This window comes from Rhodococcus sp. 21391 (assembly GCF_016772255.1).
GTDB lineage: Bacteria > Actinomycetota > Actinomycetes > Mycobacteriales > Mycobacteriaceae > Rhodococcus_F > Rhodococcus_F opacus.
Map to the genome: position 1 here is coordinate 17,440 of NZ_CP063782.1, position 26,211 is coordinate 43,650.

Annotated in this window: 25 protein-coding genes and 3 pseudogenes; 16 read left to right on the forward strand and 12 right to left on the reverse strand. The window is 65.9% G+C overall.

The window, feature by feature from the left end; translation table 11 throughout:
- Positions 1–404 precede the first annotated feature (404 nt).
- Positions 405–2,291, forward strand: coding sequence for a hypothetical protein (locus tag GO592_RS34765; RefSeq protein WP_007295678.1), 1,887 nt, complete (start codon positions 405–407; stop codon positions 2,289–2,291).
- A gap of 340 nt (positions 2,292–2,631) precedes the next feature.
- Here the strand turns inward: GO592_RS34765 and GO592_RS34770 are convergent, their stop codons facing one another.
- On the reverse strand, positions 2,632–2,979 hold the full coding sequence (locus GO592_RS34770; RefSeq protein WP_039950333.1) for a hypothetical protein: 348 nt from the start codon (positions 2,977–2,979) through the stop codon (positions 2,632–2,634).
- A gap of 412 nt (positions 2,980–3,391) precedes the next feature.
- On the opposite strand from GO592_RS34770, the gene GO592_RS34775 reads away from it, so the two are divergent.
- Positions 3,392–4,654 carry a pentapeptide repeat-containing protein gene (locus GO592_RS34775; protein ID WP_007295680.1) on the forward strand — a complete coding sequence of 421 codons (1,263 nt, stop codon included), beginning with the start codon at positions 3,392–3,394 and terminating at the stop codon, positions 4,652–4,654.
- A 178-nt stretch (positions 4,655–4,832) separates the two neighbouring features.
- On the forward strand, positions 4,833–5,597 hold the full coding sequence (locus GO592_RS34780; RefSeq protein WP_007295681.1) for a phosphoadenosine phosphosulfate reductase domain-containing protein: 765 nt from the start codon (positions 4,833–4,835) through the stop codon (positions 5,595–5,597).
- Positions 5,598–5,721: 124 nt separating this feature from the next.
- Here the strand turns inward: GO592_RS34780 and GO592_RS34785 are convergent, their stop codons facing one another.
- The 5 genes from GO592_RS34785 to GO592_RS34805 form a co-directional block, all read right to left on the reverse strand.
- On the reverse strand, positions 5,722–5,901 hold the full coding sequence (locus GO592_RS34785; protein WP_007295682.1) for a hypothetical protein: 180 nt from the start codon (positions 5,899–5,901) through the stop codon (positions 5,722–5,724).
- A gap of 152 nt (positions 5,902–6,053) precedes the next feature.
- Positions 6,054–6,296 carry a hypothetical protein gene (locus GO592_RS34790; RefSeq protein WP_007295683.1) on the reverse strand — a complete coding sequence of 81 codons (243 nt, stop codon included), beginning with the start codon at positions 6,294–6,296 and terminating at the stop codon, positions 6,054–6,056.
- Between the two features lie 9 nt (positions 6,297–6,305).
- A complete protein-coding gene (locus GO592_RS34795) occupies positions 6,306–7,181 on the reverse strand; it encodes a hypothetical protein (RefSeq protein ID WP_039950323.1) in 876 nt (291 codons plus the stop codon).
- 305 nt (positions 7,182–7,486) lie between these two features.
- A complete protein-coding gene (locus tag GO592_RS34800) occupies positions 7,487–8,545 on the reverse strand; it encodes a zeta toxin family protein (RefSeq protein ID WP_007295685.1) in 1,059 nt (352 codons plus the stop codon).
- A gap of 3 nt (positions 8,546–8,548) precedes the next feature.
- Positions 8,549–9,016: a hypothetical protein gene (locus GO592_RS34805; RefSeq protein ID WP_007295686.1), complete on the reverse strand. Its 468-nt coding sequence runs from the start codon at positions 9,014–9,016 to the stop codon at positions 8,549–8,551.
- A 199-nt stretch (positions 9,017–9,215) separates the two neighbouring features.
- On the opposite strand from GO592_RS34805, the gene GO592_RS34810 reads away from it, so the two are divergent.
- Positions 9,216–9,830: an Rv1733c family protein gene (locus GO592_RS34810; RefSeq protein ID WP_039950342.1), complete on the forward strand. Its 615-nt coding sequence runs from the start codon at positions 9,216–9,218 to the stop codon at positions 9,828–9,830.
- Positions 9,831–9,962: 132 nt separating this feature from the next.
- On the opposite strand, the gene GO592_RS34815 is transcribed toward GO592_RS34810, so the two are convergent.
- Together GO592_RS34815 and GO592_RS34820 are read right to left on the reverse strand one after the other, a co-directional pair.
- Complete coding sequence (locus GO592_RS34815; protein WP_007295688.1) at positions 9,963–10,133, reverse strand: hypothetical protein; 171 nt, start codon at positions 10,131–10,133, stop codon at positions 9,963–9,965.
- Between the two features lie 356 nt (positions 10,134–10,489).
- Positions 10,490–10,837 (reverse strand): hypothetical protein, encoded by a 348-nt coding sequence (locus GO592_RS34820; RefSeq protein WP_007295689.1) that lies wholly within the window; start codon positions 10,835–10,837, stop codon positions 10,490–10,492.
- 875 nt (positions 10,838–11,712) lie between these two features.
- On the opposite strand from GO592_RS34820, the gene GO592_RS34825 reads away from it, so the two are divergent.
- Together GO592_RS34825 and GO592_RS34830 are read left to right on the forward strand one after the other, a co-directional pair.
- On the forward strand, positions 11,713–12,021 hold the full coding sequence (locus tag GO592_RS34825; protein ID WP_007295690.1) for a WhiB family transcriptional regulator: 309 nt from the start codon (positions 11,713–11,715) through the stop codon (positions 12,019–12,021).
- Positions 12,022–12,057: 36 nt separating this feature from the next.
- On the forward strand, positions 12,058–12,351 hold the full coding sequence (locus tag GO592_RS34830; protein WP_007295691.1) for a DUF4193 domain-containing protein: 294 nt from the start codon (positions 12,058–12,060) through the stop codon (positions 12,349–12,351).
- 118 nt (positions 12,352–12,469) lie between these two features.
- Here the strand turns inward: GO592_RS34830 and GO592_RS34835 are convergent, their stop codons facing one another.
- The 3 genes from GO592_RS34835 to GO592_RS34845 form a co-directional block, all read right to left on the reverse strand.
- Complete coding sequence (locus GO592_RS34835; RefSeq protein WP_007295692.1) at positions 12,470–12,787, reverse strand: hypothetical protein; 318 nt, start codon at positions 12,785–12,787, stop codon at positions 12,470–12,472.
- Positions 12,788–13,068: 281 nt separating this feature from the next.
- Positions 13,069–14,484: a Re/Si-specific NAD(P)(+) transhydrogenase subunit beta gene (gene pntB, locus GO592_RS34840; RefSeq protein ID WP_007295693.1), complete on the reverse strand. Its 1,416-nt coding sequence runs from the start codon at positions 14,482–14,484 to the stop codon at positions 13,069–13,071.
- Between the two features lie 7 nt (positions 14,485–14,491).
- Complete coding sequence (locus GO592_RS34845) at positions 14,492–16,090, reverse strand: Re/Si-specific NAD(P)(+) transhydrogenase subunit alpha (protein ID WP_237737274.1); 1,599 nt, start codon at positions 16,088–16,090, stop codon at positions 14,492–14,494.
- A gap of 1,271 nt (positions 16,091–17,361) precedes the next feature.
- Here GO592_RS34845 and GO592_RS34850 point away from each other — a divergent pair.
- The 5 genes from GO592_RS34850 to GO592_RS34870 all read left to right on the forward strand — a co-directional run bounded on the left by GO592_RS34850 (position 17,362) and on the right by GO592_RS34870 (position 21,636).
- Positions 17,362–18,036: a FadR/GntR family transcriptional regulator gene (locus GO592_RS34850; protein WP_202715265.1), complete on the forward strand. Its 675-nt coding sequence runs from the start codon at positions 17,362–17,364 to the stop codon at positions 18,034–18,036.
- 288 nt (positions 18,037–18,324) lie between these two features.
- Positions 18,325–18,783, forward strand: a complete 459-nt coding sequence (locus tag GO592_RS34855) for a MerR family transcriptional regulator (protein WP_007295696.1) — start codon at positions 18,325–18,327, stop codon at positions 18,781–18,783.
- A 102-nt stretch (positions 18,784–18,885) separates the two neighbouring features.
- Complete coding sequence (locus tag GO592_RS34860; RefSeq protein ID WP_007295697.1) at positions 18,886–19,926, forward strand: NAD(P)-dependent alcohol dehydrogenase; 1,041 nt, start codon at positions 18,886–18,888, stop codon at positions 19,924–19,926.
- A 185-nt stretch (positions 19,927–20,111) separates the two neighbouring features.
- On the forward strand, positions 20,112–20,273 hold the full coding sequence (locus tag GO592_RS34865; protein ID WP_157234182.1) for a hypothetical protein: 162 nt from the start codon (positions 20,112–20,114) through the stop codon (positions 20,271–20,273).
- Positions 20,274–20,376: 103 nt separating this feature from the next.
- Complete coding sequence (locus GO592_RS34870) at positions 20,377–21,636, forward strand: MFS transporter (RefSeq protein WP_007295698.1); 1,260 nt, start codon at positions 20,377–20,379, stop codon at positions 21,634–21,636.
- Positions 21,637–21,898: 262 nt separating this feature from the next.
- On the opposite strand, the gene GO592_RS34875 is transcribed toward GO592_RS34870, so the two are convergent.
- On the reverse strand, positions 21,899–22,210 hold the full coding sequence (locus GO592_RS34875; RefSeq protein WP_007295699.1) for a hypothetical protein: 312 nt from the start codon (positions 22,208–22,210) through the stop codon (positions 21,899–21,901).
- Between GO592_RS34875 and GO592_RS45030 the strand changes: the two are divergent.
- The 5 genes and pseudogenes from GO592_RS45030 to GO592_RS34895 form a co-directional block, all read left to right on the forward strand.
- Positions 22,208–22,391, forward strand: a pseudogene (locus tag GO592_RS45030) (ATPase); the annotation flags it as partial. The gene GO592_RS34875 and the pseudogene GO592_RS45030 sit on opposite strands and share 3 nt — an antisense overlap.
- A 65-nt stretch (positions 22,392–22,456) precedes the next feature.
- Positions 22,457–23,587 (forward strand): annotated as a pseudogene (locus tag GO592_RS34880) (IS701 family transposase); the annotation flags it as partial.
- 258 nt (positions 23,588–23,845) lie between these two features.
- Positions 23,846–24,722, forward strand: a pseudogene (locus GO592_RS34885) (IS5 family transposase).
- 57 nt (positions 24,723–24,779) lie between these two features.
- Positions 24,780–25,913, forward strand: coding sequence for an IS701 family transposase (locus tag GO592_RS34890; protein WP_007295703.1), 1,134 nt, complete (start codon positions 24,780–24,782; stop codon positions 25,911–25,913).
- Positions 25,910–26,071: a hypothetical protein gene (locus tag GO592_RS34895; RefSeq protein WP_007295704.1), complete on the forward strand. Its 162-nt coding sequence runs from the start codon at positions 25,910–25,912 to the stop codon at positions 26,069–26,071. The genes GO592_RS34890 and GO592_RS34895 overlap by 4 nt, the downstream gene beginning before the upstream one ends.
- Positions 26,072–26,211 lie beyond the last annotated feature (140 nt).

Sequence of the window (26,211 nt, forward strand, 5' to 3'; positions counted from 1 at the left end):
AATGGAGTGTAAGGAACATTCGAACTCGGCACAGACGGAATCTGGCGCCAAGGGTGGTTCGGATATTGTTTGGTGGTGGCTCTTAATCACCAGGTGTCATTCGCTGTTCGATGGGCGTGCCTTCGTCGAAAACGTGAGCAACAGGTGAGCGCAATCGACAGCAGTCGACCATGCAAGGACCTCAGATCCACGGGCAGTCATGGCACCCTGGCTTGACGATTCGCGTAGTGCACGCAAGACCACGTTGACACTTCTGCAATTGTTCGCCACGAAATCTGCTCGTTCGTAGCTGCGCTAGGGTTTGGGCCTCTTCCCCGAAACTCGCCCCACCGCGCAGACCCCGACGGCATACCGTGCACAATCGTCACGACCAACACCTGCCATCCACAGCAGAAGAGGCCCTCTTGGCGGACACCCTGACCGAAGACGAGTGGTTCGAGCGCTTGAAAGCAGCCGCGCAAGAGGGCGAGATCGTCAATCTGGTTCCGGCCGACGCCCGACCCACCTTCGCCAATCCGGAGCACGCCGATCTTTGGGACATCACCCGCACAATCCCCTCCAATGCCGTTCGCCGCGTCCTTGCGTTGCCCGAGTCCACGGTGAGGACATTCGCCCCTCGAGGGCTCCAGATCCGAGGGGCATATATCCGTGACGACATCGACTGGAACCACATCGTCTTTCCTAGACCTCTTATGTTCACGCGATGTGCGTTCGCCTCATCAATCGCACTTACCGGCGCACGGATCTCAACCCTGTCCTTGTCGGAATGCGCTGGCCAGGCACTCAGGCTTGAGGGCGCAAAGATCGAGGGAAACCTGAATGCTGACCAGCTAACCCTGACAGGAGACATACGCGCGATCGGACTCCACGTTGGAGAACGGTTCGTCTTAAACAGCACTATCCTCACAAACCCCGACGACGTCGCTCTCAACCTCGATGGCGCCCGACTTGACGATGGCCTGTTCGCTGAGAGAGTGACCGCCACCGGCGAAGTTCGTGCGATCGGTGCTCGCATCGGCGAACTTGTCTTGAATGAAGCCACCCTCATGAATCCCGATGGGGACGCTCTCGACCTAAGTGGAACTCACGTTAGCGACGGCCTCCACGCCTATCGGTTGATTGCCATCGGACATGTCGCAGCGAACGGCGCTCAATTCAATAACGGCCTCCATTTGGATGAAGCGACATTTTCTGTAGCCGCAACCAGTGGGTACACCGCCTTCGATCTCAGCAATACCCGGATTACCGGAGATGTGGAGGCTCGTGACCTAGCCACCTGTGGCACGCTCTCGATGTTGGGCGCCCGTACTCACGGGCGGCTGCTTCTGGACGGTGCCACGTTGACCAACCCATTTGGATACGCACTCGAACTCGACAACGTCCAGATCGATGGAAGCTTGTCTGCGACTCTTCTGACGGCCATCGGTGGAATTCGCGCCGAAGGCGCCAAGATAGCCGATGAGTTTGGCCTACTCGCCACGACCCTGAGCGGCAATAGTCACGAACCTTACGAGACTCCAACTCTTAGGCTCTATTCCGCGACTGTCGGACGATTGACCCTTCTCCCCCAGAAAATCTCAGGCACTGTCGACCTCTCCTCAAGCACAATCAAGACCCTCACGTTGCCGCGAAAGCACAACACGGAAGATGATTGGCAGCCAGAATCGTTCGCTGACGCAGTACTGCACGTAGCGGGGTGGTCAGTTGTCGACATCGAGGGACCAATCCGGAGCGACTGGACAGCTATACGAGACCACCTCTCAACGACCTCATCTACCGAATTCATACCCCAACCCTGGTTCGAGATCGCGAACGTCTATGAGCGCAATGGACACCCCGACCAAGCCCGTGCACTGAGGCTCCACACCGAGAGCCAGATCACCAGAAATACGCGCGGGACAACGAAGGCAATTCGGCGGATATATGCAGCGACTGTCGGATACGGCTACCGCCCCTTCCTTCCAGTGCTGTGGTTGCTCGGAGTCTTAATCATCGCAGGGTTGCTCATCTGGACCAACCATGCGCACTTCCTCAACGTTAACCAGCTGCCGACGACTGCGAACGACGTCTGTACCGACTCCAGCGGGCACGCGTGCTTCAACACCATTGGATACACCCTCCAAAACGTCGTTCCTGCGGCATCGGGGCCGCTCAGACCCGATTGGATTCTGTCGACCAGCGGGTGGTGGCCGATCACCCTGGGTGTCGTACTGGCAGTACTCCGCTTACTGGCGTGGGGTTTTGCCGCACTGACGCTGACTGCGATGACCGGCCTACTGCGCAGGCGCTGACCCTGGGGAAGCTGCAAGGGCGGCTCAGAACGATTCGCTGAAGCAGCGGACAGGTCGTGCCGCCGCTGCTCGTGCGTTCTACCGGTGCCATGGTCGGGTTACCCCTGGAACGCCCACGGCATCCACCAACGCCGCATCGCGCACCCCCACCACCCGGATCACCGTCGCCACGCCCCAGACAACGACAACGGCAACGGTATTGGGGCAACAGCGCCTCACAATCCCCTCACCGTCCCAGCAGGTGAGCTATCGTCCCATCCACCGCCCTACCCGCCCTCGCGGGCCTGGCGATGGCATCTCCACACCGCTGAATGCATCTCACTCGTGTCCAGGGCAGTCGTCACACGCGGCCGAAGAGCTGCCGCACACCACCGTCCTCATCGACCGCATACAGCGCCATCCCCAACAGATCGAGAATCCTTTGAGGCGCCCGCACCGCCGCCTCAACCGACCCCGGCTCGTCCCGCACGACCAAGGCAAACGACACCGACCGATCCGCCTCACTCGGCATGCGCCGAACAAGCTGCCCGATCGCGGTATCGACATCCAACCCCGGCACGGTCGTCACACCTTTCACCTCGACGCAGAGCCGACGACCGTCCTTCTCAGCCACGATGTCAACGACATCCACCTCGGTACGCACCGTCCACCCCTGAGACGACAACCACCCCGCAAAAGCCTCGACCACGCGAGCCTCGTCACCTCTCATACCGACACCGTAAGCCAGACCGCCGATACGGGCGGCATCGCGAAGCACCCGGACCGCCGGTGCACGACCATCTAGCACCGGCCGCGCCTCACTCGCTAGCAGCATGGCCAGCTCTGAGCGTTGTTCGTCGGTGCGCGGGGCCGACCCCAACCTGGCGGCCGACGCGGTCCACCACTGGTACAGATCCATGCTGTTGTAGGTGGCCAACTGCACCCGGGTGGGCAGGAGGTTGTCCCAGTGGTCTCCGCCAAGCTCGAATCGACCGATCACCAGAAATGGGACCATGGCTTGCACTTGGGGCGCGTAATCGACCAGTCGGGGCAATTAATTTCCCGATCTCAGTGTCGGAGTGTTCCCCCGAGTCACTCGACCCAGGTGACATCATTTTCCTGTGATCCTTCTGTTTACTTTTACCGGGGCGCTCTACGGGCTCTTGGCGGCTGCCACCTTCCTCATGCTCTTGTCCACAGACGATCCACCCTACGATCTCGGGGGGTGGGTCATCGCTGCCATATCTCTTGAAATTGTCGTGGTCAGCTCGCTTCTGGGCGCGGGGATTGGGGCACTTTCCCGCCGCCTCGGGTTGCTCGGCGAAAGGCTCAAACCCTCACCGATGACCACAGTTCGGCTAGCTCGAGCCGGAATCGGATTGGTTGCCCTACTTCTAGTGGTCGCTGTGATAGCCGGGGCGATCTTTGTCCATTCGAAATGGGACGAAGAAATCAAACAACCTCAGGCAGTGCTCGGCGCGGGAGTGTGTGCCGTGGTCGCAGCGAGTTTGGCGTTCATTGCGGCGGTCCTTAATGCGGTGGAGACTGGCGCAAACCGAGTCCAGACACACTCGCGGGAGGTCGAACGCGCGTTGCACGAACGATACTCGGATGCGGCCGACCAGCTCGGAGACGCGAAGGCGACCTTCGCCAAGCGGATCGGTGGCGTATACGCCCTGGCAGCAGTAGCTGACGACTGGCTTGAATACGACCCCACCCGCACCTTTGAAGCAGAAGTAGCCGTCGACCTCATGTGCTCCTACCTGCGCGCAAATACCACTTATCGCGACTGGAAAGACGAACTGTCCAAACGAGGCGAAGAATCCGTTCGCGAAGCGCTCATCGTGCTATTCCGAGAGCACACCTATCTTCCGGAAATCAGAGAGAAAGAACAAAAAGGCGGACGCCCTTGGCCATCGCCCGACGTGAGTTTCAATCTCGACGGCGCCGATCTCACTCAGATCGACTGGACAGATCTGCGGCTGCACAGCATCCAACTGCGCGCCAGCGATCTCACCCAGGCGTATCTGAGCGGTTCGGAATTAGTAGACGCGGACCTGACCGGGGCGAAACTCATTGACGCCGAGTTGATCAACTGCGATCTGTCCAATTCCGTAATGGAGTATGCCGATCTGCGGGGAGCAAACCTGACCGGAGCAACGCTAAAAGCCGACCAGCTAACGCACGTCTACTCGGGCCCATCACCGGGGTCGGGCAAGGTCACCATCTGGCCAGGGGGACTGACGCCACCAGCACCACGCAACCCTGACACCGAGACCAAGACCAAGACCAAGACGAGCCCATCACAGCCCCCTCAACCTCACGGAAAAGCTACTCGTCGCTACCACAGAACTCAGACTTCCACCAAAATTGATCCGACCTGAATTCGTGATCTGGGCGAGACGCGCCGCTCCGTGTGTCGGTCTACCGGCTATCAGCACCCATATGGGCTATAGGGTCCTCGTGTCGACGCGGGAGCGGTTCGGTGCTGTGCGGTGGCGGGGTCGTAGCCTGGGCCGCTGTGGTGACGACACCGGACCCAGGCCTGAATATCTCGCGGCGTTGCGCGGGCTCCGGGCACCGTCGGCCAAGAGCAGTGCCGCAGCCATTACGGACATCACCGCCCGGATCGAGGCGCACCTCGCCGCCCATGACGGGTACGTCGCGTTCTCCGGCGGCAAAGACTCCCTCGTCGTCCTCGACCTCGCCCGCCGCGTCGAACCCGATGTGCCGGTGGTGTTCTTCGACTCCGGCCTCGACTACCCCGAAACCTACGACTACCTCACCGAACTCGCAGACCGGTGGAAACTGGACCTGCACCGCATCCCCGCCGACCCGCCACTACTCGACGTGCTGGCGGCTTCTGGTCTCTGGGACCACGCCGCCCCCACCGACGCCGCGGCCGAACGGGTGGACCTGCAGCAGGTGCTGATCACCGAACCCGCCCGCCGCGCCCACGCCTTGCTCGGGCCCGGTGAGCTGTGGGGTATGCGCGCCGACGAATCCACCGCCCGACGCCACCTCTACACCCGCGGCGGCCGCCGCGACGGGACCATCACCCGCGCCGACGGCACCATCGCGTACGGGCCGATCTGGAACTGGACCACCGCCGACGTCTGGACGCACATCGCCCGGCATCGGCTTCCGGCCAATCCGGTCTACGACAGGCTCACCCAGCTCGGCGTTCCCGACAGCCAGCATCGCCTCTCCCACCTGCTCGACGGAAACCACCTCGACCGGGGACGGTTGACGTGGCTGCGCCGCGGATGGCCGGCGCTGTTCGAGGAACTCGCGCACGTCCTGCCCCGCCTCCGGCAACTCACCTGACACCAGGACCCCCGGGCGTGCCCTACGGTGAGGCAGGCGACACCGACAGCTGTGCGGACCTGCGGAGACGACACGTCCCCCGGCGGTCAACGACCGAGACCGATGGCGCCGGCGAAACCCGAGATCACATCCCCGCCCTGCGGAGCACATCGTCGGGCGCTTCCGCGTCGTCGAATCCCTCCCGCACCAGTCGAATAGCCGGGGCGACGACCGTGTCCTCGACATGGTCGATGTGAGCACGCGCCCAGCCGGTGACCCCGCCAGGTCCGGTGGTCTCCGGACCGAAGAGCTGGTCGATGCCCACAGCGCTGTAGCCCCAGTCGCGCAGTTCCGCACGGGTACACTACTCCTCACGGTTTCGGGGCCGAGGGGATGGATGTCCTCATTCGTTGCCGGTCGTTGATCCACGGACCGCACCTGCTTTCTAGTGTTTTCGCGATGCGAGGTTAGAATCAGCTACTGCGGTTGCACAGGATGAGCCGGAGGCGTTCGGCCCTTCTCGGGGTCGGTGTCTCCGGTTTTCTCTTTCGCCAGCCGTTCGGCGGTCACTCGCCGCAGTTGCTCCCGCCGGGCCCGTTGCCGGGGTGTCTGCTCCACCGGCTCGCTCTCGTCGACAGTCCGGAACGTCGCTCGCCCCAGCTTGATGTCCGGGTGCACGACCAGTTCGGGGCGGCCCTTGTCGTCGGTGAACAGTCCCATCCCAACCTCCTAGTCCTCGGTGACGTCTCGTAGTTGCACGATCATCCGCCGGCCGATGCTCCCGTCCGGGCGACGGTACCGACCCTCACCGGCTGAGACGACCTCGAAACGCATCCCCCGCGGCAGCAGATGGGCGGTGTCGTCGACCGAGTCCGACCGGCCCAGATACATGCCCCGGCCGGTCTCGATCTCGAACACCACATCCCGCTCCCCCAGCGTGCTGTCGAGTTCGTGGACGGCGTGGGTGGCCATCGTGTGCCGGTCGAAGTCCAGCCGCGAGCCCGGCTGCAGCGTCGAGGGCAGATTAACCGCCTCCCTGGGCACCGCATGTGGGAGCGAGACGGCGCAGTACACGATGTGACCGCGGTCATTGAACCGTTCCGCGGTCTGAATGGCCCGGTCCACCCGCTGCACCTGCGAGCGCATCGTCTCCTCCAGCTGCTGCGCGTCACCGCGCGCCGTCGACAACGACTCCCCCACGGTGTTCCAGCGCTCCAGGTCGTCGATCAGAGTCCGCACCGCGGTGTAGCCGACCTTCGGCAACGACGACTGCGCCCGGTGCTTGTTGACCGACCGGACCTTCCGCTGACGGGAACTCAGGCCCAGGCGAATCGAATCCGGAATCGGCAACGCCCGCCGCTTACGCTCGGAAACCTCCGGCACCGTCGCTCGCGGGAACGCACGCTCCAGATCCTTCCGAGCTCGAGTGAACTCCGCGTCCTCGACCATCCGGTCCAGCTCCCGCGCCGAATCCCGCTCCACAGCCCGGTCAGCGTACGTGGCGGCCGGACGGTAGCCGGCCGACTTCGACACCGGTGTGATGCTGGCGCCGGCCTCCGGATCCAACCGGGACGGCGGCGCATCCGGGCTCACGCTGTACGCCAAAAGCATTCCTCCCCTTGCCGATCACACCCCCGATATGACGAAGCGTGGCAGGCATGATGTCCCAATTGACGGCCTGCCACGCTCGGACCCAACCCCGGAAGGCGGGTCTACCGCGGAAGCAGCAAACCGGTGACCAAACCAGCAACTCGCTCCCGCGTGTACTTCCGGCGTCTTCGCCGGCGCCTCGAGCTTACCGAACGACTCGGCGGCAGCACTCGAGGCTGGTCACAAGCACATTAGAAGAGCGTTGAGAACGCAATTGCCGCCATCAGACCACACAAAAAGGACCGGCGGCCCTTGGGGTGTCACCGATGGTCGATGTCGGGCTCCGATGTGCGCTCTACGCTCTCGGGGTCCTGCGTCTCCGATGCAGCCCACGTACGTTTCAACTGTCCACCAGCAGTGCGTTCCCGGCGTTCAATGTGCTCCGGTCCCCGGTCCACCGCAAAAGTGCGGTACAGGTCGTAGCGGGTCACTGCTGGCGATTCCTCGCTGACCTCACGGGCATTGACCTCACTGACAGATACTCCGTGCAGCGGAGAGGCGACGGTCTGCGCCTCAGCCTGTGATAGCCCGGGGACGGTATTCCCGTCGGGCAGCCGCGTGTCGGTGAACAGCCGGTCGACTGCCGAGACCGGCAGCCACCGCCCACCCATCCTGGCTGCCGGGTCGTCGCCGGACGCAGTCAGTGCGGCGGTCAGGCCCTGCTGCCATCGGTGCACGATCCGGGCGGTAGCAATCTCTCGGGAGGATTCGACGTCGGCGATGTGAATTGTGTAGCGCTCCCGCTCGAGGCGGGTCACCAGCTCGGTCGCCCACGGCTTCCAGGCCATGGTGCCGTCGATGATTACGTTCTCCCCCACCGACAATGACTGCGCAACAGCTGTTTCGAGCAGCAGATTCGATTCGACGTGCACCAGCGCGGACAGCTCGTTCGGATAGAACCGGCTCGGCTGCCCCGGCGTTGCCCGAAGCTCCTCGGGCAGCAACTGCTGCAGCGACCCGTCGGCGACGGCCGCCGCGAGGAGGCGGAGTTTGAACTCGTCCGCATCCAGATGCCGCCACCCCTGCGGGTGCTCTCCCACCAGATGTGCTTGGGCGGTGGATTTGCCGGCGCCGGGCGGGCCAGCCATCAGGATGGACACCCGGTTCCGCTGGATCTGCGTGCGGGAGCTGCGCCAGTCCGCGAGGATCCGCTCGTGCAGCCGCACCCGTACCCGGGTGGGGACCGGGTCACCCTGGATTCGGCGGAAGTACCGGTGGTCGTTGATCGTGGCGTGCGGGGCGTCGATCGTCAGCGGGCCGCCGGGGGTGGACAGTGAGGCGAGGAAGGCACGGCGGTCCTCAAATTCGTGGGTCGGCACAGGTCAGTCGGCCAGTGCGTCGAGGATCAGGTCGTAGTCCTCATCGGTGAGGAAGCCATGGGTGAGCGCCCGGCCGACCTGGTGGTTGAAGCCGCCTTCGGCGTGGGGGCGGACATCGTCGACGTCCGGGTAGCCGGTCAGTGCCATCGGCGTCTCGTAGTCCCAGCCGATCAGCTCGGCGCGCATCGTCGCCGGATCGATCTCGCCGGCCGCGCACCGGGCGGCGATCTCGTAGGCGGTGCCGCCGTGGGTACCCGGACGAACATCCGGGGCCTCGACGCGGGCCCGCTGGAGCATCTGGCTGATCGCCGGCTGACTGACACCATTGACTTGCGCCAGCCGTGTCTGGGTGACCCCGCCCTCGTACAGTTGCCGCAGGTTGCGGAGGAACCCGATATGCGCGACCACCTCACGCGCCCGGTTCTCGGCCATGCCCCGGAACAACCGGTCCCGGTCGATCATGATCGTCATAACCCGCACCTCCTCTATAAGCAACCTTATACCCGCAGTTCCAAGCCGTAAAGGCGGCTGTATCGGCTGCGTGCGAGCACCCCGCCGACGCTGGCGGTGAGCCTTGCCCGCACCTGCGAGCCGACCTGCGCACACGGCCACCTCGGATTCCGACGCACAATCGAAGGAAAGGGGAAGCGCAATCGCGTTGGAGGTGACCATGCGTCGGGAGGAACCAGCACCAGCACCGGTGACCGCACCGATTCGGTGGTGGCGGCTTCGCCCGTGGAGCCGCAACCAGCTGATGCGCGCCAGCGACCGTTTCGAGGCCATGATCGTGCTGCTGACCGCGGCCGTGGTTCTGTTGCTGATCCCCGTCGCCGCCGCGTTCGGCACCGCGACGCACACCCGGCTCGAACACCAAACCGAGGCACTGCGCGCCGGCATGCATCAGGTACCGGCGGTCCTGCTCGAGGACACCTACCTCGCCCCCGAGACCCCCGAGTACGCGATTCGTCCCGTCGGCACCCAGAACACCGCCCGGGCCCGCTGGGCCACACCCCACGGGGAACGCACCGGAGCCGTCCCCACCGACACCCCGGCGAAGGCCGGTCAGACCGTCACCATCAGCGTCGACGCCGACGGCAACCTCACCGGCCCCATCCCCGACAGCCGGGAAAACGACGTGGTCGCGGTGACCGCCGCCTGCGGGGTCTGGGCTCTCACCGCCGGCACCGTCCTGTTAATTGCAGCCCTCGCCCACAGACTGTTCCACCGAAACCGGCTGCGGCGCTGGGCACACGAATGGAAACAGTTCGACACACCATCGAGATAGCCTCGAGCGACGGGGTGCGCACTCCACCCCCTGTCGGGCGGACCGACCACATCACCCGGCGTCATTGTGTCAGCGGGATCACGAGGCACCCGCGGGACGGCGTGTCATCTCGGCCCGCATACTGCGCGGAGATCAGTTCGGATTTTGCGGCGATCGTGCAAGACTGCTCAGCTCGTCGAGAACCTGATCGACGACGGTCGTCGGGAGACGGACATCATCGCCCTCCGACGCCCGGAGACGATCACGAACGAAGGCAAGCATCGCGAGTTCACGCTCGAGATCGGCTGCAGTCCGGGCGCTCACGCCTCTCATCCTGCCCCGAGATCGCCATCACAATCGTGCCACCCTCGGCGACGTCGAGACGGCCGCTAGCCGCGCAGCATGCGCGACCACATGCCTCGCTGAAGGGGACATGCCCTCTCCGCTAGTCACCAGAGCAGCGGCCAGGGCACGACCGCTCGCCGCATCGCGCACCCCCACCGTCGCCACACCCCAGACAACGACAACGACAAATCAGCATGGGGCAACGGCGCCTCCCAGCCCCCGCACCGCCCCAAAAGGTGAGCTACCCGTCCCATCACCGCGCTACCCGCCCCCGCGGGCCCGGCGATGGCCACTCCACACCGCTGACCGCACCTCGCTCGTGCCCAGGGCAGTCGTCACACGCGGCCGAAGAGCTGCCGCACACCACCGTCCTCATCGACCGCATACAGCGCCATCCCCAACAGATCGAGAATCCGTTGCGGCGCCCGCACCGCAGCCTCCACCGACCCCGGCTCGTCCCGCACGACCAACGCGAACGACACCGACTGATCCGCCTCGCTCGGCATCCGCCGAACCAACTGCCCGATCGCAGTATCGACGTCCAACCCCGGCGCCGTGGACACACCCTTCACCTCGGCGTAGAGCCGGTGGCCGTCTTTCTCGGCCACGATGCCGACGGCATCCCCCTCTGTACGGACCGTCCACCCCTGAGACGACAACCACCCCGCGAAAGCCTCGACCACGCGAGCCTCGTCACCTCTCATACCGACACCGTAAGCCAGACCGCCGGTTCCGACGGTATCGCGAAGAACCCGGACCACCGGTGCACAATCGACCGGCACCGGCCACCTCACCACTCGAGCATGCCCGCACAGCAGCCATGCGGTGAGAGGGATGCCCAGCAGCCACGACCGGACCCAATCCGATCCCGCTCAGGTAATCCACTATCTTCCAACGATATTCGTGCACACCCTGTCGTGGGCGCCGCCCAAAAACCGCTGCGCAGAAACAACCAGCCGTGGCCCTCACGCGCCATGACGGTTCGGCATCACCACGACTGGGACCGGCCGGGCCTGCTGACACCGTGTCGGCGCGGGCTCACCCCACAGCCGTGCCGCGATAACCGACAACGGCTGACAAACGCCGCGGCACCGAATGTGACCGCAGTTACTTTCCAGCGATTCCCTTCATCACCCCGCGTCGCGTCACTCCCCTGGACACCACACACCCTGCACCGCTGCCAGGCGGCACAGGTAGGGAGCATCCGGGAATCCTCCCGGTCTCACCGATGTCGAGCCCAGGCATCACCGCACCCACCTGCCACTGCTGTGGATACGGCAGCTTCCGGCCGAACCCCCCGGAATTCGGGCTGACGCCGCCCCATCCGGCGAAGACGGCGCGAATGTGCACGCGATGTGTCGAGGGGTCATCTCGCGCAGCACTTTTCCGGACCACAACAGACCGGGTGCGTAACCCGGCCCTATTCCACACACAGTTCAGGAGGCCACCGACCCCTACGCCAACGACCACCCCGCCCGCCAGCCGCCCCGACCAGTGGGCCGGCACCTGACGGGCAGATCGCCACCCCGTTCGACTGCCGAAAGCGACCCACCCCACCATGCTCGACCACTCGCACCACCCCACCGACCAGGACTGGCAGCACCGCGCCTCCTGCCGCGGCACCGACACGAACATGTTCTTCTCCCTCGACGGAGAACGCCGCAGCGGCCGCGCCCGCCGCGAGCGCGCCGCCAAACAGATCTGCCAGGACTGCCCCGTCCTCACCGACTGCCGCGCCCACGCCCTCACCACCACCGAGCCCTACGGCATCTGGGGTGGCATGTCCGAAGCCGAACGCGCCCGCACCCGACGAACCCGGCACGCGACGGCACGGCCCGCACGCGGGTGGGAGCGGCGAACCCCTTAACATGGCGGATCCGAACACCCAAAGGACGCAGCAAGCATGGCCACCGACTACGACACCCCCAGAGTCACCGAATCCGACGAGACCTCGGATACGTCCCTCGAACAGCTGACCGCCAGCCGGAAGGACACCCAGTCCCCCGCCGTCGACGTCGAGGACACCGACACCGCCGAATCCTTCGAACTTCCTGGCGCCGACCTGTCCGGTGAGGAACTGACCGTCCGCGTCCTCCCGAAGCAGGCGGACGAATTCACCTGCACCAGTTGCTTCCTGGTCCACCACCGCAGCCGACTCGCCGACGCTGCGCAGCTGATCTGCCGGGACTGCACCTAACCGAACACCCGGGCCCGGCCGGTGCCTCGGATCCCTTCGGGCTTCTCACCGCTCAGGGAACCGCACATCCCGACATCTCGGGGGCAGACTCATCCGCGGGCGGCGTGATCTGCCGCCGTTATTCTCCCCGGCGCCGGCCGGGTGCCCGCACGGCCGCCCCAGGGCCCGGGTTCGGATTCGGGGCGGAGCGGTGAAAGCCCGGATCGATCGTCAGGTCTTCGGTGTCGGCAAAGACCAGCCGCCCGTCGTCGAGCGCGACCGCCCACCGATGCACTGGCGCCCACGCGTGCCCACCACCGCCCGGATCGGTCACCGCCGCATAATCCTCGACCACCTCACCGGTCAGATCCGCCCCGGCGCTTCTGCGGACCAGCACCCGGACCCCGACCGTCAACTCCGGGCCCTCGACCGGCCGGTTGCCGCTGTTTCGGGCCATGCTGATGCACCTCTTCGCTCGGTGAAACTCCCGAGATCGAGCATAAGCACCGCCCGGCCCGATATGCGACCCGGTCTGCACGAACACCATCCGCGATCGGACCGCCACGGACAAGGTCCACGGGCACGTCAGGCCGACCAGGACGCGACGATCCCCTTCCCGAGAAGGCCAGGTGGTCGGTGCATGTCCCCAATTCGGGCACAGCACCGACCACCTGGTCGAGAGCATCGATGTCGACAATTATCTGCCGCAGCGAGGTTTCGACGCAATCCTGAGAGCACTCAGACCTTCGCGTGACTCTTCAGGGCGGCGAGGATGTCCTGCACCCGCTCCTTGGCGTCACCGAACAGCATCTGGGTGTTGTCCCGGAAGAACAGCGGATTCTGCACGCCCGCGTATCCGGTGGCCATGGATCGCTTGAACACCACGACGTCGGCGGACTCCCAGACCCGCAGCACCGGCATCCCGGCGATGGGACTGCCCGGGTCCTCCGATGCGGCCGGGTTCACCGTGTCGTTGGCCCCGATCACGAGAACGACGTCCGTCTCGGCGAGGTCGTCGTTGACCTCGTCCATCTCCAGGACGATGTCGTAGGGCACCTGCGCCTCGGCGAGGAGCACATTCATGTGCCCGGGCAGCCGCCCGGCCACCGGGTGCACCCCGAACCGGACCTGCACGCCCTGCTCCCGCAGGCGACGCGTCAGCTCCGCCACCGGGTACTGCGCCTGCGCCACCGCCATACCGTAGCCGGGGGTGATGACCACCGATTTCGCTGCGGTCAGCAACTCGGCCACACCCTCGGCGTTGATCTCCCGGTGGTCCCCGGTGACCTGCGCCCCGCCGGAGGAGGTGGGTGCCCCGAAGCCGCCGGCGATGACGGAGAGGAACGAGCGGTTCATTGCCTTGCACATCACATAGGACAGGTACGCACCCGAGGACCCGACCAACGCGCCGGTGATGATCAGCAGGTCGTTGGCCAACAGGAAACCCGACGCCGCCGCAGCCCAGCCGGAGTAGCTGTTGAGCATCGACACGACCACCGGCATGTCCCCGCCGCCGATCGAGGCGACCAGGTGAACACCCAGGCCCATCGCCAGGACCGTCACCGCGGCCAGCAGTCCCACGGACGGGTGGAGGACGAAGAGCACCGTGAGCACGACGAACCCGGCCAGCGCACCGAGGTTGAGCAGATTCTTCCCCGGCAGCTGCAGCGGCGTCGACGGGATCTTCGCCGACAACTTCAGATAGGCGACGATCGAGCCGGTGAACGTCACGGCGCCGATGAACACCCCGATCACCACCTCGCCGTGGTGGATCCCCAGCAGGGACCCGGCCAGCTCCGTGTGGCCGCTCTCGACTTCGAGGAAACCGTTCCAGCCCACCAACACCGCGGCAAGGCCGACGAAGCTGTGCATCAGCGCGATCAGCTCCGGCATGCCGGTCATCTCGACGACGCGGGCCCGCCAGAGCCCGATTCCGCTGCCGACCACCAACGCGATCAGCAGCAAGGCGATCCCGAGACCGGACGCTGTCTCGAGTGCGGTCGCCGCGGTGACGACCAGCGCGATCGTCATGCCGACCAGACCGAAGACCACACCGGAGCGGGAGGTTTCGTGCTTGGACAGTCCCGCGAGACTGACCACGAATAGCAGGGCGGCGATCAGATAGGCCGCCGCCGTCCATGTCGAAACGCTCATGCTCTTTTCAGCTCCTCGAGAACATCGACAGCATGCGGCGGGTCACCGCGAAGCCACCGACGATGTTGATAGCGGCCAGCAACACCGCAACCGCGGCCAGCCCGGTGACCAGTTCCCCGCCGGCATTCGCGCCGCCGGTGCCGATCTGCAGGATCGCACCGACCACGATGATTCCGGAGATGGCGTTGGTGACCGACATCAGCGGGGTGTGCAGGGCGTGATGGACGTTGCCGATCACATAGAAGCCGATCACCACCGCCAGCACGAAAACCGTCAGGTGCCCGGCCAACTCGGGCGGCGCGAATGCGGTGGCCAGGAACAACACCAGCGCACCGATGATCCCCACCGACGCTCGCGCCCACCGGGAGGGGGCCTTCGTCGGCTCGGTCTGGGTGTCGGCGGTCTGCGGAGCCGCCGCGGGGGCGGCGCTCACCGACACCGGCGGCGGCGGCCACAGCGTCTCGCCCTGGTGGGCGACGGTCAGTCCGCGCTGCACCACGTCCTCGAAGTCGAGCGCCAGGTGCCCGTCCTTGCCCGGGGTGATCAGCTTCAGGAGGTTGACCACGTTCGTGCCGTACAGCTGCGAGGCCTGGGTGGGTAGCCGGGCGGGCAGGTCGGTGTAGCCGATGATCGTCACACCGTTGTCGGTGACCACGATCTCCCCGGCCACTGTGCCGGCCACGTTGCCGCCCTGCGCGGCCGCCATATCGACGATCACGCTGCCCGGCTTCATCGAGGCGACTTGCTGGGCGTCGAGCAGCCTCGGGGCCGGACGGCCCGGGATCAGGGCGGTGGTGATGACGATGTCGACGTCGGCGGCCTGCTCGGAGTAGATCTCGGCCGCGCGCCGGTTGTATTCCTCCGAGGTCGCCTTCGCGTAGCCGTCGGTGCTCTTCTCCTGCGCGACCTCGACCGCCAGGTACTCCCCGCCCAGCGACTTGACCTGGTCGGCAACCTCCGGCCGCGGGTCGGTGGCCCGCACCACGGCGCCGAGGCTGTTCGCGGCCGCGATCGCGGCCAGCCCGGCCACCCCGGCACCGGCCACGAGGACTTTCGCCGGCGGTACCTTGCCCGCGGCGGTGACCTGGCCGGTGAAGAACCGGCCGAACGCGTGCGCCGCCTCCACCACCGCCCGGTAGCCGGCGATGTTCGCCATCGAGCTCAGCACGTCCATCGACTGAGCTCGCGAAATCCGCGGAACCGCGTCCATCGCCAACGCCGTGACCCCCCGGGCGGCCAGCGCGGCCAGCCGTTCAGGATCGAGCGCCGGGGCCAGCATCGCGATCACCACACCGCCGGGTCGCAGGGCGGGGATCTCGTCGGGCTGCGGGGCGTTGATCATCACCACGACATCTGCATCCCAGACTGGGCTCGTCGAGATCTTCGCTCCGGCGTCGAGGTAGGCGGCGTCGTCGAATCCGGCGCGCTCACCCGCCCCGGATTCCACGTCCACGGTGTAGCCGAGGCTGACGACCTTGCGCACCGCATCCGGGGTCAACGCGACACGCGTCTCGGCCTTCACCGTCTCCGCGACCAACCCGATCCGCATCACGGATGTGGGGGGAGATCCGTCGTGGGACAGGATGACTGGTGGACTCTCGCTCATTCATAGCTCCTTGCTCAGCGGGTGCGCATCAACGCTCGATCCGACACGCCGCGACCTCTGCGGCCGCGGCGATGCCGGCGGATAGGTGATGATCAGAGGTGCCGTCGACGACGATCACACCTCTGCGGAAAGTCGATGACCAACCAAGCCGGACACCAGCGTGTGGTGAACGGCTTCGCCCGCGATATAGGCCACGCTGCGTATAGGGTGGCGCCTGGACTTGTGGTCCCGGCCGCGTCCCCTCGTTTGCCTCTAAACCAGGTCGGGTCGGACCGTCGTGGCTACATCAACAATGACTCACCGGCAGTGTGTCGTCCTCATAATAGAAGGTCGGCCGACGTATCGCGCGGCTGGCAGCAGCACACCACACGGCGCTACCCCGACGATGCTCACAGACTGCGAGGGCGAAGACTGCCAGGTGTGCGCGACACCGCCGAAGCCACGTAGCGAGTGTCACCCCTTTTGCTTCGCTCCGGATCCATGGACGCCCGGTCGGGCCACAGGCGGGCGCGTCGCTCTTCACGACGAAAACCGCTGAACGACAATATTTTTTATCGATGACCTGGCAGCGCTCGCGCCTTGGTGCGGGACGGAGTGGGGCGGCCCCGACACCGCACACACGGTGTGGCCCCGCCGATACTCAACGTGACGAGGAAGGGACGGCACAGGAAGAACGGTGCCGAGACGGCCGCAGAGCGCGGACGCTTCCAATATGCAGCGCGGATCCCTCCAGCTGGACGCACGAACCGCCATGCATTTGAACGACGGAACCACGCCGGGTTCGACCTTCATTCGCAGTCCACGACGGACGCGCGATCTCGGCGCAGCTCTGGTAGGTCACCAGAAAGGGGCGACGGCGAGCGCGCGCACTGCACCTCCCGCCACCACGCGAATGGAGACGCGGTCAGCGACGATCCTTGGATCTGATCAACTCTGGGACGCACGCCGACGAATGTGAGAATCAGAGAGCCATAACTCGACCCACCAGCGACCGGCCACAACGCTGCATCACCACACTGAATGCAGAAATGGGCGGAGTCGGCATGGCGCCAGTTCCTGCCCGTGTGTGCATACCGTTGTCCAATATTGGGCTGTTTATTACAGTGGTTATCAGCTACTGGACTCGCGTCGGGGCGCTGGAACGTCCCGATTTTCGGCCTCCGCGCCCTCGGCCGCCGAGTTCAATTCAGTACTTTGGTCGAATCGACAAGACCGGAGGCGATTAGCGCATGAGCTTGACCTCGCCCGCACGAGACCGGCGAGGCGTGAAGTTGGCCGAGCAGTTGGCGCAGGAGATCGTGGCCGAGATCTCCAGCTCGGGAATGAAGCCCGGAGATCGGTTACAGCCGGAAGTGCTCATGGCTGAACAACGCGGCGTGAGTCGTGCGTCGCTCCGAGAGGCCCTCCGCATCCTGGAGATCCATGGCCTCCTCACAATCCGCACCGGACCCAACGGAGGCCCGGTCTTGACCGAACTCACTGCCCGCGACTTCGCCCGGATGGCTACGCTCCACTTCAACGCCGCCGGCGTCACTTTCCGCGAACTGCTGGACGCGCGAGTTGTTCTCGAGCCACGCATGGCCGAATTGGCCGCCGTCAAACATACCTCGGAGCAGTTGCTGGCACTCCGCTCCAACGTGCGAGAACACCGTCGCGCCACCGACCTCGAAGATCTGGTGCGCTACGCGCACTACTTCCATGAATTGGTTGCGGACATGGCAGGCACCAACAATCGAGCACTCTCCCTCATGACGGCATCGATCCATGGGATTTTCGATGTCTACCTCCACCGTGGGCGAAGCGTCGAGGCGATGCTTCACACCGCGGAAGTGCACGGCGAATTCTCCGACGCGATCGAGGAGAGAAACGCCAAGCGGGCCGCGGAGCTGATGGACACCATATGCAAGCGAGCTCTGACACTTTCGCCCGAGAGAATCCGACTCTGATCGATCAGACAGTTTCCTGGCTGTCGACCTGATCGATCGGTGGACGGTCGTCCTACGTGGGCGGTCCGCAACATCCTCCACCCCGTTCTCGAAACCGCACACGACGCCGAGATGTGTGGATACCCCGACTACGAGGAACACCGATCGAAGGTCTCGCGCGGCGGGAAAGGCACTGTCTCTTGAGTGAGTGATATCCGTCGCGAGTGCGCCGATCCGCCGAGGACAGCGAGCGGGTGTGACTCATCTGACCTTTGACTTCAAGTACTTGAAGTTCCTAACGTCGATGACGTGAGTGCACGAACCACCCCACGCGACTACACCATCAAGGACGCGGCCGCCCTGACCGGACTTCCGGCCAGCACACTGCGCTACTACGAATCGGTCGGGGTGATCCCGCCGATCAGCCGCGGGGAAAGCAGCAAACACCGGGTCTTCGACGAGGACGACCTGGGCCAACTGCTCGGGATCGCGTGCCTGGCCGCCACCGGCATGTCCGTCAGCGACATGAAGGAGTACGTCGCCAACGGCCACCACGGGGCCGCGGCCGCCGCCGCGCAGATCGAGCTGCTCACCGAGCGCCGGCAGCAACTCGCACTCGAGGCCCAGCAGATCGCCCTCCGGCAACGCTACGTCGACCTCAAGATCGACTACTGGCACGCGATCGACGCCGGCGACGAGCCCCGCGCCGAGCTCCTCGCGGCCGAGGCGAGTGCTCTGGCCGACCAACTCCGCACCAAGAAGCGCTAACCCCACCCACCACACCACCTCCCCGGTGCGCGCTCACTGCGCCCCGGCAGTCTGCCCCGCCCACCACCACTGGGACCACCACAGAAGTAAGGAACATCCGCCATGCGCGTGAACGCGTACGCCGCCCCCGCCGCCGGCCAACCACTGGCCCCCACCACCATCGAGCGCCGCGACGTCGGCCCGAACGACGTCCTCATCGACATCCAGTACGCCGGCATCTGCCACTCCGACATCCACACTGTCAACGGCGACTGGGGACCACAACCCTTCCCCGTCGTCCCCGGCCACGAAATCGTCGGCACCGTCACCGCGACCGGCGCCGACGTCACCCGCCACCAGGTCGGGGACCGCGTCGGCGTCGGCTGCCTGGTCAACTCCTGCGGTCACTGCACCCACTGCCGAAACGGCGACGAACAGTACTGCGAAAACGGCATGGTCCCCACCTACGCCGGCCTCGACCGTGACGGCACCACCACCCAGGGCGGCTACTCCACCCACGTCGTCGTCGACGCCGACTACGTCCTGTCCGTCCCACAGAACCTGGACCCGGCCGCCGCGGCCCCGCTGCTGTGCGCCGGGATCACCACCTACGCCCCGCTGCGCCGCTGGAATGCCGGCCCCGGCACCAAGGTCGCCATCGTCGGCCTCGGCGGCCTCGGGCACATGGCCGTCAAGATCGCCCACGCCCTCGGCGCCGACGTCACCGTGCTCTCCCAAACCCTGAAGAAGCAGGAGGACGGCCTGCGCCTCGGCGCCGACGCCTACCACGCCACCTCCGACCCGGCCACCTTCGAGCAACTCGCCGGCCGGTTCGACCTCATCGTCAACACCGTCAGCGCCGGCATCGACCTCAACGCCTACCTCGGTCTCCTCGCGATCGACGGCACCCTCGTCAACGTCGGCGCCCCCGCCGACCCGCTCAGTGTGAACGTGATGTCCCTGATCAGCGGTCGCCGCAACTTCGCCGGATCGATGATCGGCGGCATCGCCCTCACCCAGGAAATGCTCGACTTCTGCGCCACCCACAACATCGGATCCGACATCGAAATCATCCCCGCCGACAAAATCAACCAAGCCTACGAACGGGTCCTCGCCTCCGACATCCGCTACCGCTTCGTCATCGACACCACCACCCTCAACTGACCCCGGCGTGAACGGCTGAATCCACAGCGCGACAGGGGTTTCGGCGGAGGATTCGAGCACCTCATCCGAGTGAACGGAGAAGCGGAAATCTCTCTCACTGCACGCGGCCTGGACTCCGGTCACCGTTCGCCCCGGGCCACTTCCTGGACGGCGCCGGCGACGGGCTGATCTCCGCAGGACTCGCATTGCGCGAGAGGGATATCCAGCGCGAGAACCTGGCCGGGTTCGTCGTCGAGGCCCCGCCCAACCCCGGCCTCAAGCGCACCATCGCAGACGCGACCGGTGGGCAGACCCCGATCGCACAGGCGGTCACCGCACTCGCGCGTTCCGTCGGGCCCCGGCGCTAATCGCAGCCGATCTATTTCGTGGCCGGGGTCCCGCCCGGTCACAACGCAATGCTGCCCGCGCGCAACGACACCCACTATCTATTCGAAACATCACGAGGCTTACATGCAGGACCACACCGTTCTGACCGCCCCCGACCCGTCCGGCAACGACACCGCGGCGACCGGTTCCCCCCGTCTCCCGCTCGTCGTCTACATCCTGGCGCTGGGAACATTCCTCATGCTCACCACCGAGTTCGTCGTCGCCGGCATCCTCCCCGACATCGCCGCGGACCTGCAGATCTCACTCGCCCAGGCGGGTTCGCTGATCACCGTCTTCGCGATCGGGATGGTCGTCGGCGCGCCGGTGATGACGATGCTGACGTTGCGCCTGTCCACGCGGCTGACGCTGATCCTCGCGCTCGCCATCTTCGTCGCCGGACACCTCTTCGTGGCGGTCGGCGCCGACTTCACCCAGATCATGGCCGCGCGCGTCATCACCGCCCTGGCGACGGGTGCCTTCTGGGCGGTGGCCGCCGTCGTCGCCACCCGCGCTGCCGGGCCCACGCTGGGGTCCCGCGCGGTCGGCATCGTCGGCGCCGGCGGCTCGCTGGCCACCGTGCTCGGCGTCCCGCTCGGCGCCTACCTCGCTCAGATTGTCGGGTGGCGGGGCACCTTTTGGGCGTTGGCGTTCGCCGCCGCCCTGGTGACCGTTCTCGTCATTCGCCGGGTGCCGGCCGACGCTGCCGACCACACTCCGTCGTCCCTCGGCTCCCAGCTCGCCGGTCTTCGCTCCGTCCGGTTGTGGCTCGTCCTCCTCGCCTGCGCCACCACGAGCGGCGGAGTGCTCGCGGTCTACTCGTTCATCACGCCGCTGCTGACAGACCGGGCCGGCGTGCCCGCATCCATGGTGCCGCTCGTGCTCACCGGGTTCGGTATCGGCTCTTTCATCGGAACCCTCCTCGGCGGACGCCTCGGTGACACCCGCCCGCAGGCCGTCACGATCGTCACTCCCGCGATCACCACCGTGCTGATGCTCGCCATCTTCCTGCTCTCCGAATCGTCGGAGGCGATGATCGCCGCGGTCGTACTGCTGGGATTGTTCGGCCTGAGCGCCAACAGCGTGCTGATCCACCTCGCCGTCCGATTCGCCGGAACCGCGGCCACACTCGGCTCCGCGCTGAGCGTGGCCGCACTCAACGTCGGCACCGCAGTCACCACACCGATTGCGGGCGCCGCACTGACCTCGCCACTCGGCCTCGACGGCCCAGCAGCCGTCGGCACCGTCATCATCGCGCTCACCCTGCTCCCCACCATCGCGCTGGCGCAGATCCGGCGCCGCGAAGCATCGGCAACGCACACCCCTGCCCGCGCGCCGTCGAACTGACCGCCGTTCGCTCACAGCCTGACCCGCGTCCTGGGTTTCTCACCCCCAACCCCAGAGAATGGCCGGCGGCCGCCGTAGGAGGACCGGCGTCACCCGAACCCAGCCGCGCCAGCTGATCGCCGGTCAGGATCGGAGCCCGTGGCGTGGGGGCGCCGCGAAGCGGACCATCGTGCCGATGCCGGATTTGGTGTGCAGCGGCCCACCGGGTACGGACATGGCGGCCAGCTGCGCGGCGACCTTGCCGCAGCCGGATCCGGAGAGTTCACGCAGACCGCGCCGCCCGCTGCAGGGCGTCCTTGTTGCGTTCCATCAGCCGGCCGATCTCCTCGTCGGTCAGCAGTCCTCGGCAGTAGGCGCGTTCGATCTCGTCCCAACTGCCGGGCTCGTACGCATCCGCCGAGATGCCGCCGCTGACCGGGACCCGGCCGAAGGTGCAGTTCCAGTCCAACAGCACCTGCATCATCTCGGTATCGCTGATCTCGCTGGCGGTGCGGCGGTCGACGACCTCGGTCGGGGTCCGATCGAGCATGGCAGGGTTCTCCAGCACGGTGCGCAGCATGCGGTGAATCGTCATCCGTCGAAGCTGGAGCTAATCGACGAAGCGCACGCACAAGTACACCGTCGTCGTGCATGTGGTGATGATTCCCGAGGAGCTAGCGGTCCGGCGTGTTCGCTACCGGGTGCGAGCCGACGGACACGATGTTCCGGAAGACAAGATCCGCCAGCGAAACCAACGATTGTGGGGACTCGCCGCTTAGTACTACAGTCGCGTTTATTTTGATCTTGTCGGTGTGTCGGCGCAGGTTCCGAGAGTCGCAGGATGCATGGTCCGGGTGTGGGCAATGATGTGTGCGTGGCTGAGGTGCGGGTGTGGGCGGAGGGGCTGGCGGAGATCGATGCCTTGATCGGGCATCGTTTCGCCAGGTCCGAGCCCCGCAAGCATGCGGTGGAATATGTGCAGGGGTTGCTCTCGGGTGAGGAGCGGAAGAATTCGTGGACCCTGTCCGAGCGCGCGGGTGATCGGTTGCCGGACGGGATGCAGCGACTGCTCTCGACGGCGGACTGGGATCCCGACGCGGTCCGCGACGATGTCCGCGATTACGCGGTCGGGCACCTCGCGGATCCGTCCGGTGTGTTGATTCTCGACGAGACCGGGTTCTTGAAGAAGGGCACCCGCTCGGCCGGGGTGGCCCGCCAGTACTCGGGGACCGCGGGCCGGGTCGAGAATTGCCAGATCGGGGTGTTCTTGACCTATGCCACTGCGGCGGGTCGAACGCTGATCGACCGAGAGTTGTACCTGCCCAAAGCCTGGACCGACGACCGGGACCGGTGCGCGCAGGCCGGGATCCCCGCCGAGCGCGAGTTCGCGACCAAACCCGAGCTGGCGATCGCGATGCTCGAACGCGCCGTCGCCGCCGGCGTGCCGGCACGATGGGTCACCGGAGATGCCGTATATGGGCAGGTGCACCGGCTCCGTGCCCGTTGCGAGGAACTCGGATTGTCCTACGTGCTGGCTACTTCGGTGAACCAACGCGTCATCACCGTCGACGGCGCCGAGCTCCGGGCCGACGAGGCGATCGCCGGGTTGCCTGCCCAGGCGTGGCGGACCCGCTCGGCCGGTGACGGCGCGAAAGGTGCCCGGCTCTACGACTGGGCGCGCACGCCGGTGCGCGGGGTGAACTGGCCGACGGCGGTGTACTGGCTCCTGGCCCGTCGCAGTCGCACCGACCCGGAGGATCTGGCGTACTACCTGTGCCACTGCCCGGCGCGCACTACCTTGACCGAATTGGTCACCGCCGCCGGAACACGTTGGGCGATAGAGGAAACCTCCCAGACGGCGAAGGGCCAGACGGGCCTCGACCACTACCAGGTTCGGCAGTACGCGGGCTGGTACCGGCACATCACCCTCTCGATGCTCGCGCATACCTTCCTCACCGTCACTCGGTCAAAAAGGGGGCCCGAGACCCGGCGACGACAGCGAGTTGATCGCACTGAGCGTCCCCGAGATCCGACGGCTGCTCTGCCACCTGATCTGGACGTATCTACCCGATCCCGACCACGTCCTCGCACGCTCCCAGTGGCGCCGCCGCCATCAACACAGAGCCCGACAATGCCACTACCGAGCCCGAGGACACCTGCCCTAAACGCGACTGTAGTATTAGAGCGTGTCTGCTTAATGTTCGGGGATTTGATGGGTGATGCTGGGTGAGTGTTGCGCGCCGATGAGATCTCCGATGACCTGTGGGCTGTGATCGAGCCCGTCCTCCCTGCTCTGGCAGGTCGTCGGGGGCGGCCGTGGAATGACCATCGGCTGACGCTGGAAGGGATCGCGTGGAGGTTCCGAACCGGGTCACCGTGGCGCGACCTGCCCGAATACTTCGGTCCGTGGCAGTCCATCTGGGAACGGCATCGTCGCTGGTCGGACGACGGCACCTACGTGCGGATGTTCGCCGCCGTGCGGGCGGCAGCACCCGAACGAGAGGAACAGCTCGAACGGCTGCTGTCGATCGATTCGACCGTTGTCCGCGCCCACCAGCATTCGGCCGGTGCCCGGACCGATGCGCACACAGGGGGCTCGGTCGAATGACAAGAATCTGGCCAACGAACCCGCCGACCACGCACTCGGCCGCTCCCGGGGTGGGCTGAGCACCAAGATCCACGCCCTCACCGACACGTTCTGCTGCCCGCTGACGCTGCTGCTCTCGCCGGGACAGGCGGGCGACAACCCCTACCTGGCGCCGCTGCTCGAAGCACATCGCGCCCACGACACCGAAAGGTTCCGGCTGCTGGCCGACAAGGCGTACTCGCACCCGAGCACTCGAAAGCATCTGCGGGAACGCCACATCTCGCACACCATTCCCGAACGCCGTGACCAGATTCGACGTCGCAAGGCCAAGGGGCCGGATGGAGGTCGACCGCCGGCGTTCGACAAGGACCTCTACCGCGAACGCAACACCGTCGAGCGTGGTTTCGGGCGACTCAAGCAATGGCGTGGCATCGCCACGCGTTACGACAAGTACGCCACCACCTTCCTCGGTGGCGTACTCCTCGGCGCGATTGTTATTCATCACCGTGTCCGCAAATAGCAGACACGCTCTAGTACTGCAACGGCACTTGCTTGACGGGTACGCGATACTGATTGTGTGGTCCTCGATTTGGTTGCTGCCGAGTTGGAAGCGTTGCATGAGCGGATCTCCGGTCGGTTCGCCCGGTCGGAACCGCGGTCCCGGGTCCGTGAATATGTGACGGGGTTGGTTGCGGGTCTGGAACGCAAGAACGGGTGGACCCTCGCCGAACGCGCCGGCGAGGTGAGCCCGGATGGGATGCAACGGTTGCTGCGGCGGGCGGACTGGGACGTCGACGGGGTCCGCGACGATGTGCGTGACTACGTAGTCGAACGCCTCGGCGATCCGGCCGGCGTGTTGATCGTCGATGACACCGGATTCCTCAAGAAGGGCACCCGCTCGGCCGGGGTGCAGCGCCAGTACTCCGGCACCGCGGGGCGGGTGGAGAACTGTCAGGTCGGGGTGTTCCTCGCCTACGCGAGTGCGGCCGGGCACGCGTTGATCGACCGGGAGCTGTACCTGCCCGAATCCTGGACCTCCGACCGGGACCGGTGCCGTGCCGCCGGGATCGGTGACGAGGTGGAGTTCGCGACCAAACCGAGACTGGCACAACACATGATCGAACGCGCCCTCGACGCACAGGTCCCGTTCTCCTGGGTCACCGCCGACGAGGCCTACGGGCAGGTGAAGTACCTGCGGGTCTGGCTCGAGGAACGCGATGTTTCGTATGTGTTGGCTACCCGGTGCAACGACGACGTGTTCACCCCACACGGCCGCTCGGGCCGCGCCGACGAGATGATCGCCGCGGTCCCGGCGAAGCAGTGGCGCCGGATCTCCGTCGGCGACGGCGCACACGGGCCGCGCGAATACTCCTGGGTGCGGATCCCGATCCGGATCGCCTGGGCGCCTGGGCGAGGGCACTGGCTGCTCGGCCGCCGATCCCTCTCCGATCCGACCGAGATCGCGTACTACATCTGCGCCGGACCCCGCCGCACCACGCTCACCGAACTCGCCACCATCGCCGGCTCCCGGTGGCGGGTCGAGGAATGCTTCCACCAGGCCAAGAACGAGGCCGGCCTCGACCAGTACCAGGTACGCACCTACCGGGCCTGGTACGCCCACATCACCTTGTCGATGCTCGCCCTCGCCTGGCTCGCCGGAACGAAAACCGAAGCGGTAAAGGGGGAATCGGGATCGAAGATCAGGGCATGATCGGCTACACGCTACCCGAGATCCGCCGCCTGCTCGTGCAACTGATCCTGCGACACGCCCACCCGGACGAGCACATCTGGTCCTGGTCGAACTGGCGACGGCGCCGACAACACCAGGCCCGCACCTCCCACTACCGACGTCGCGGACACCTCCCATAAGTGCCGTTGCAGTACTACCGGGGCTGCGCCCCAGCCCGACGAGTCGTGTGGCGGCCGCTGGGGTCCGGGGGCTCCGGCCGGTCGGGGTGATGACCCTGGTCGACGACGTCGATCGGGTGTATGAACCGTCGTAGCGGTTG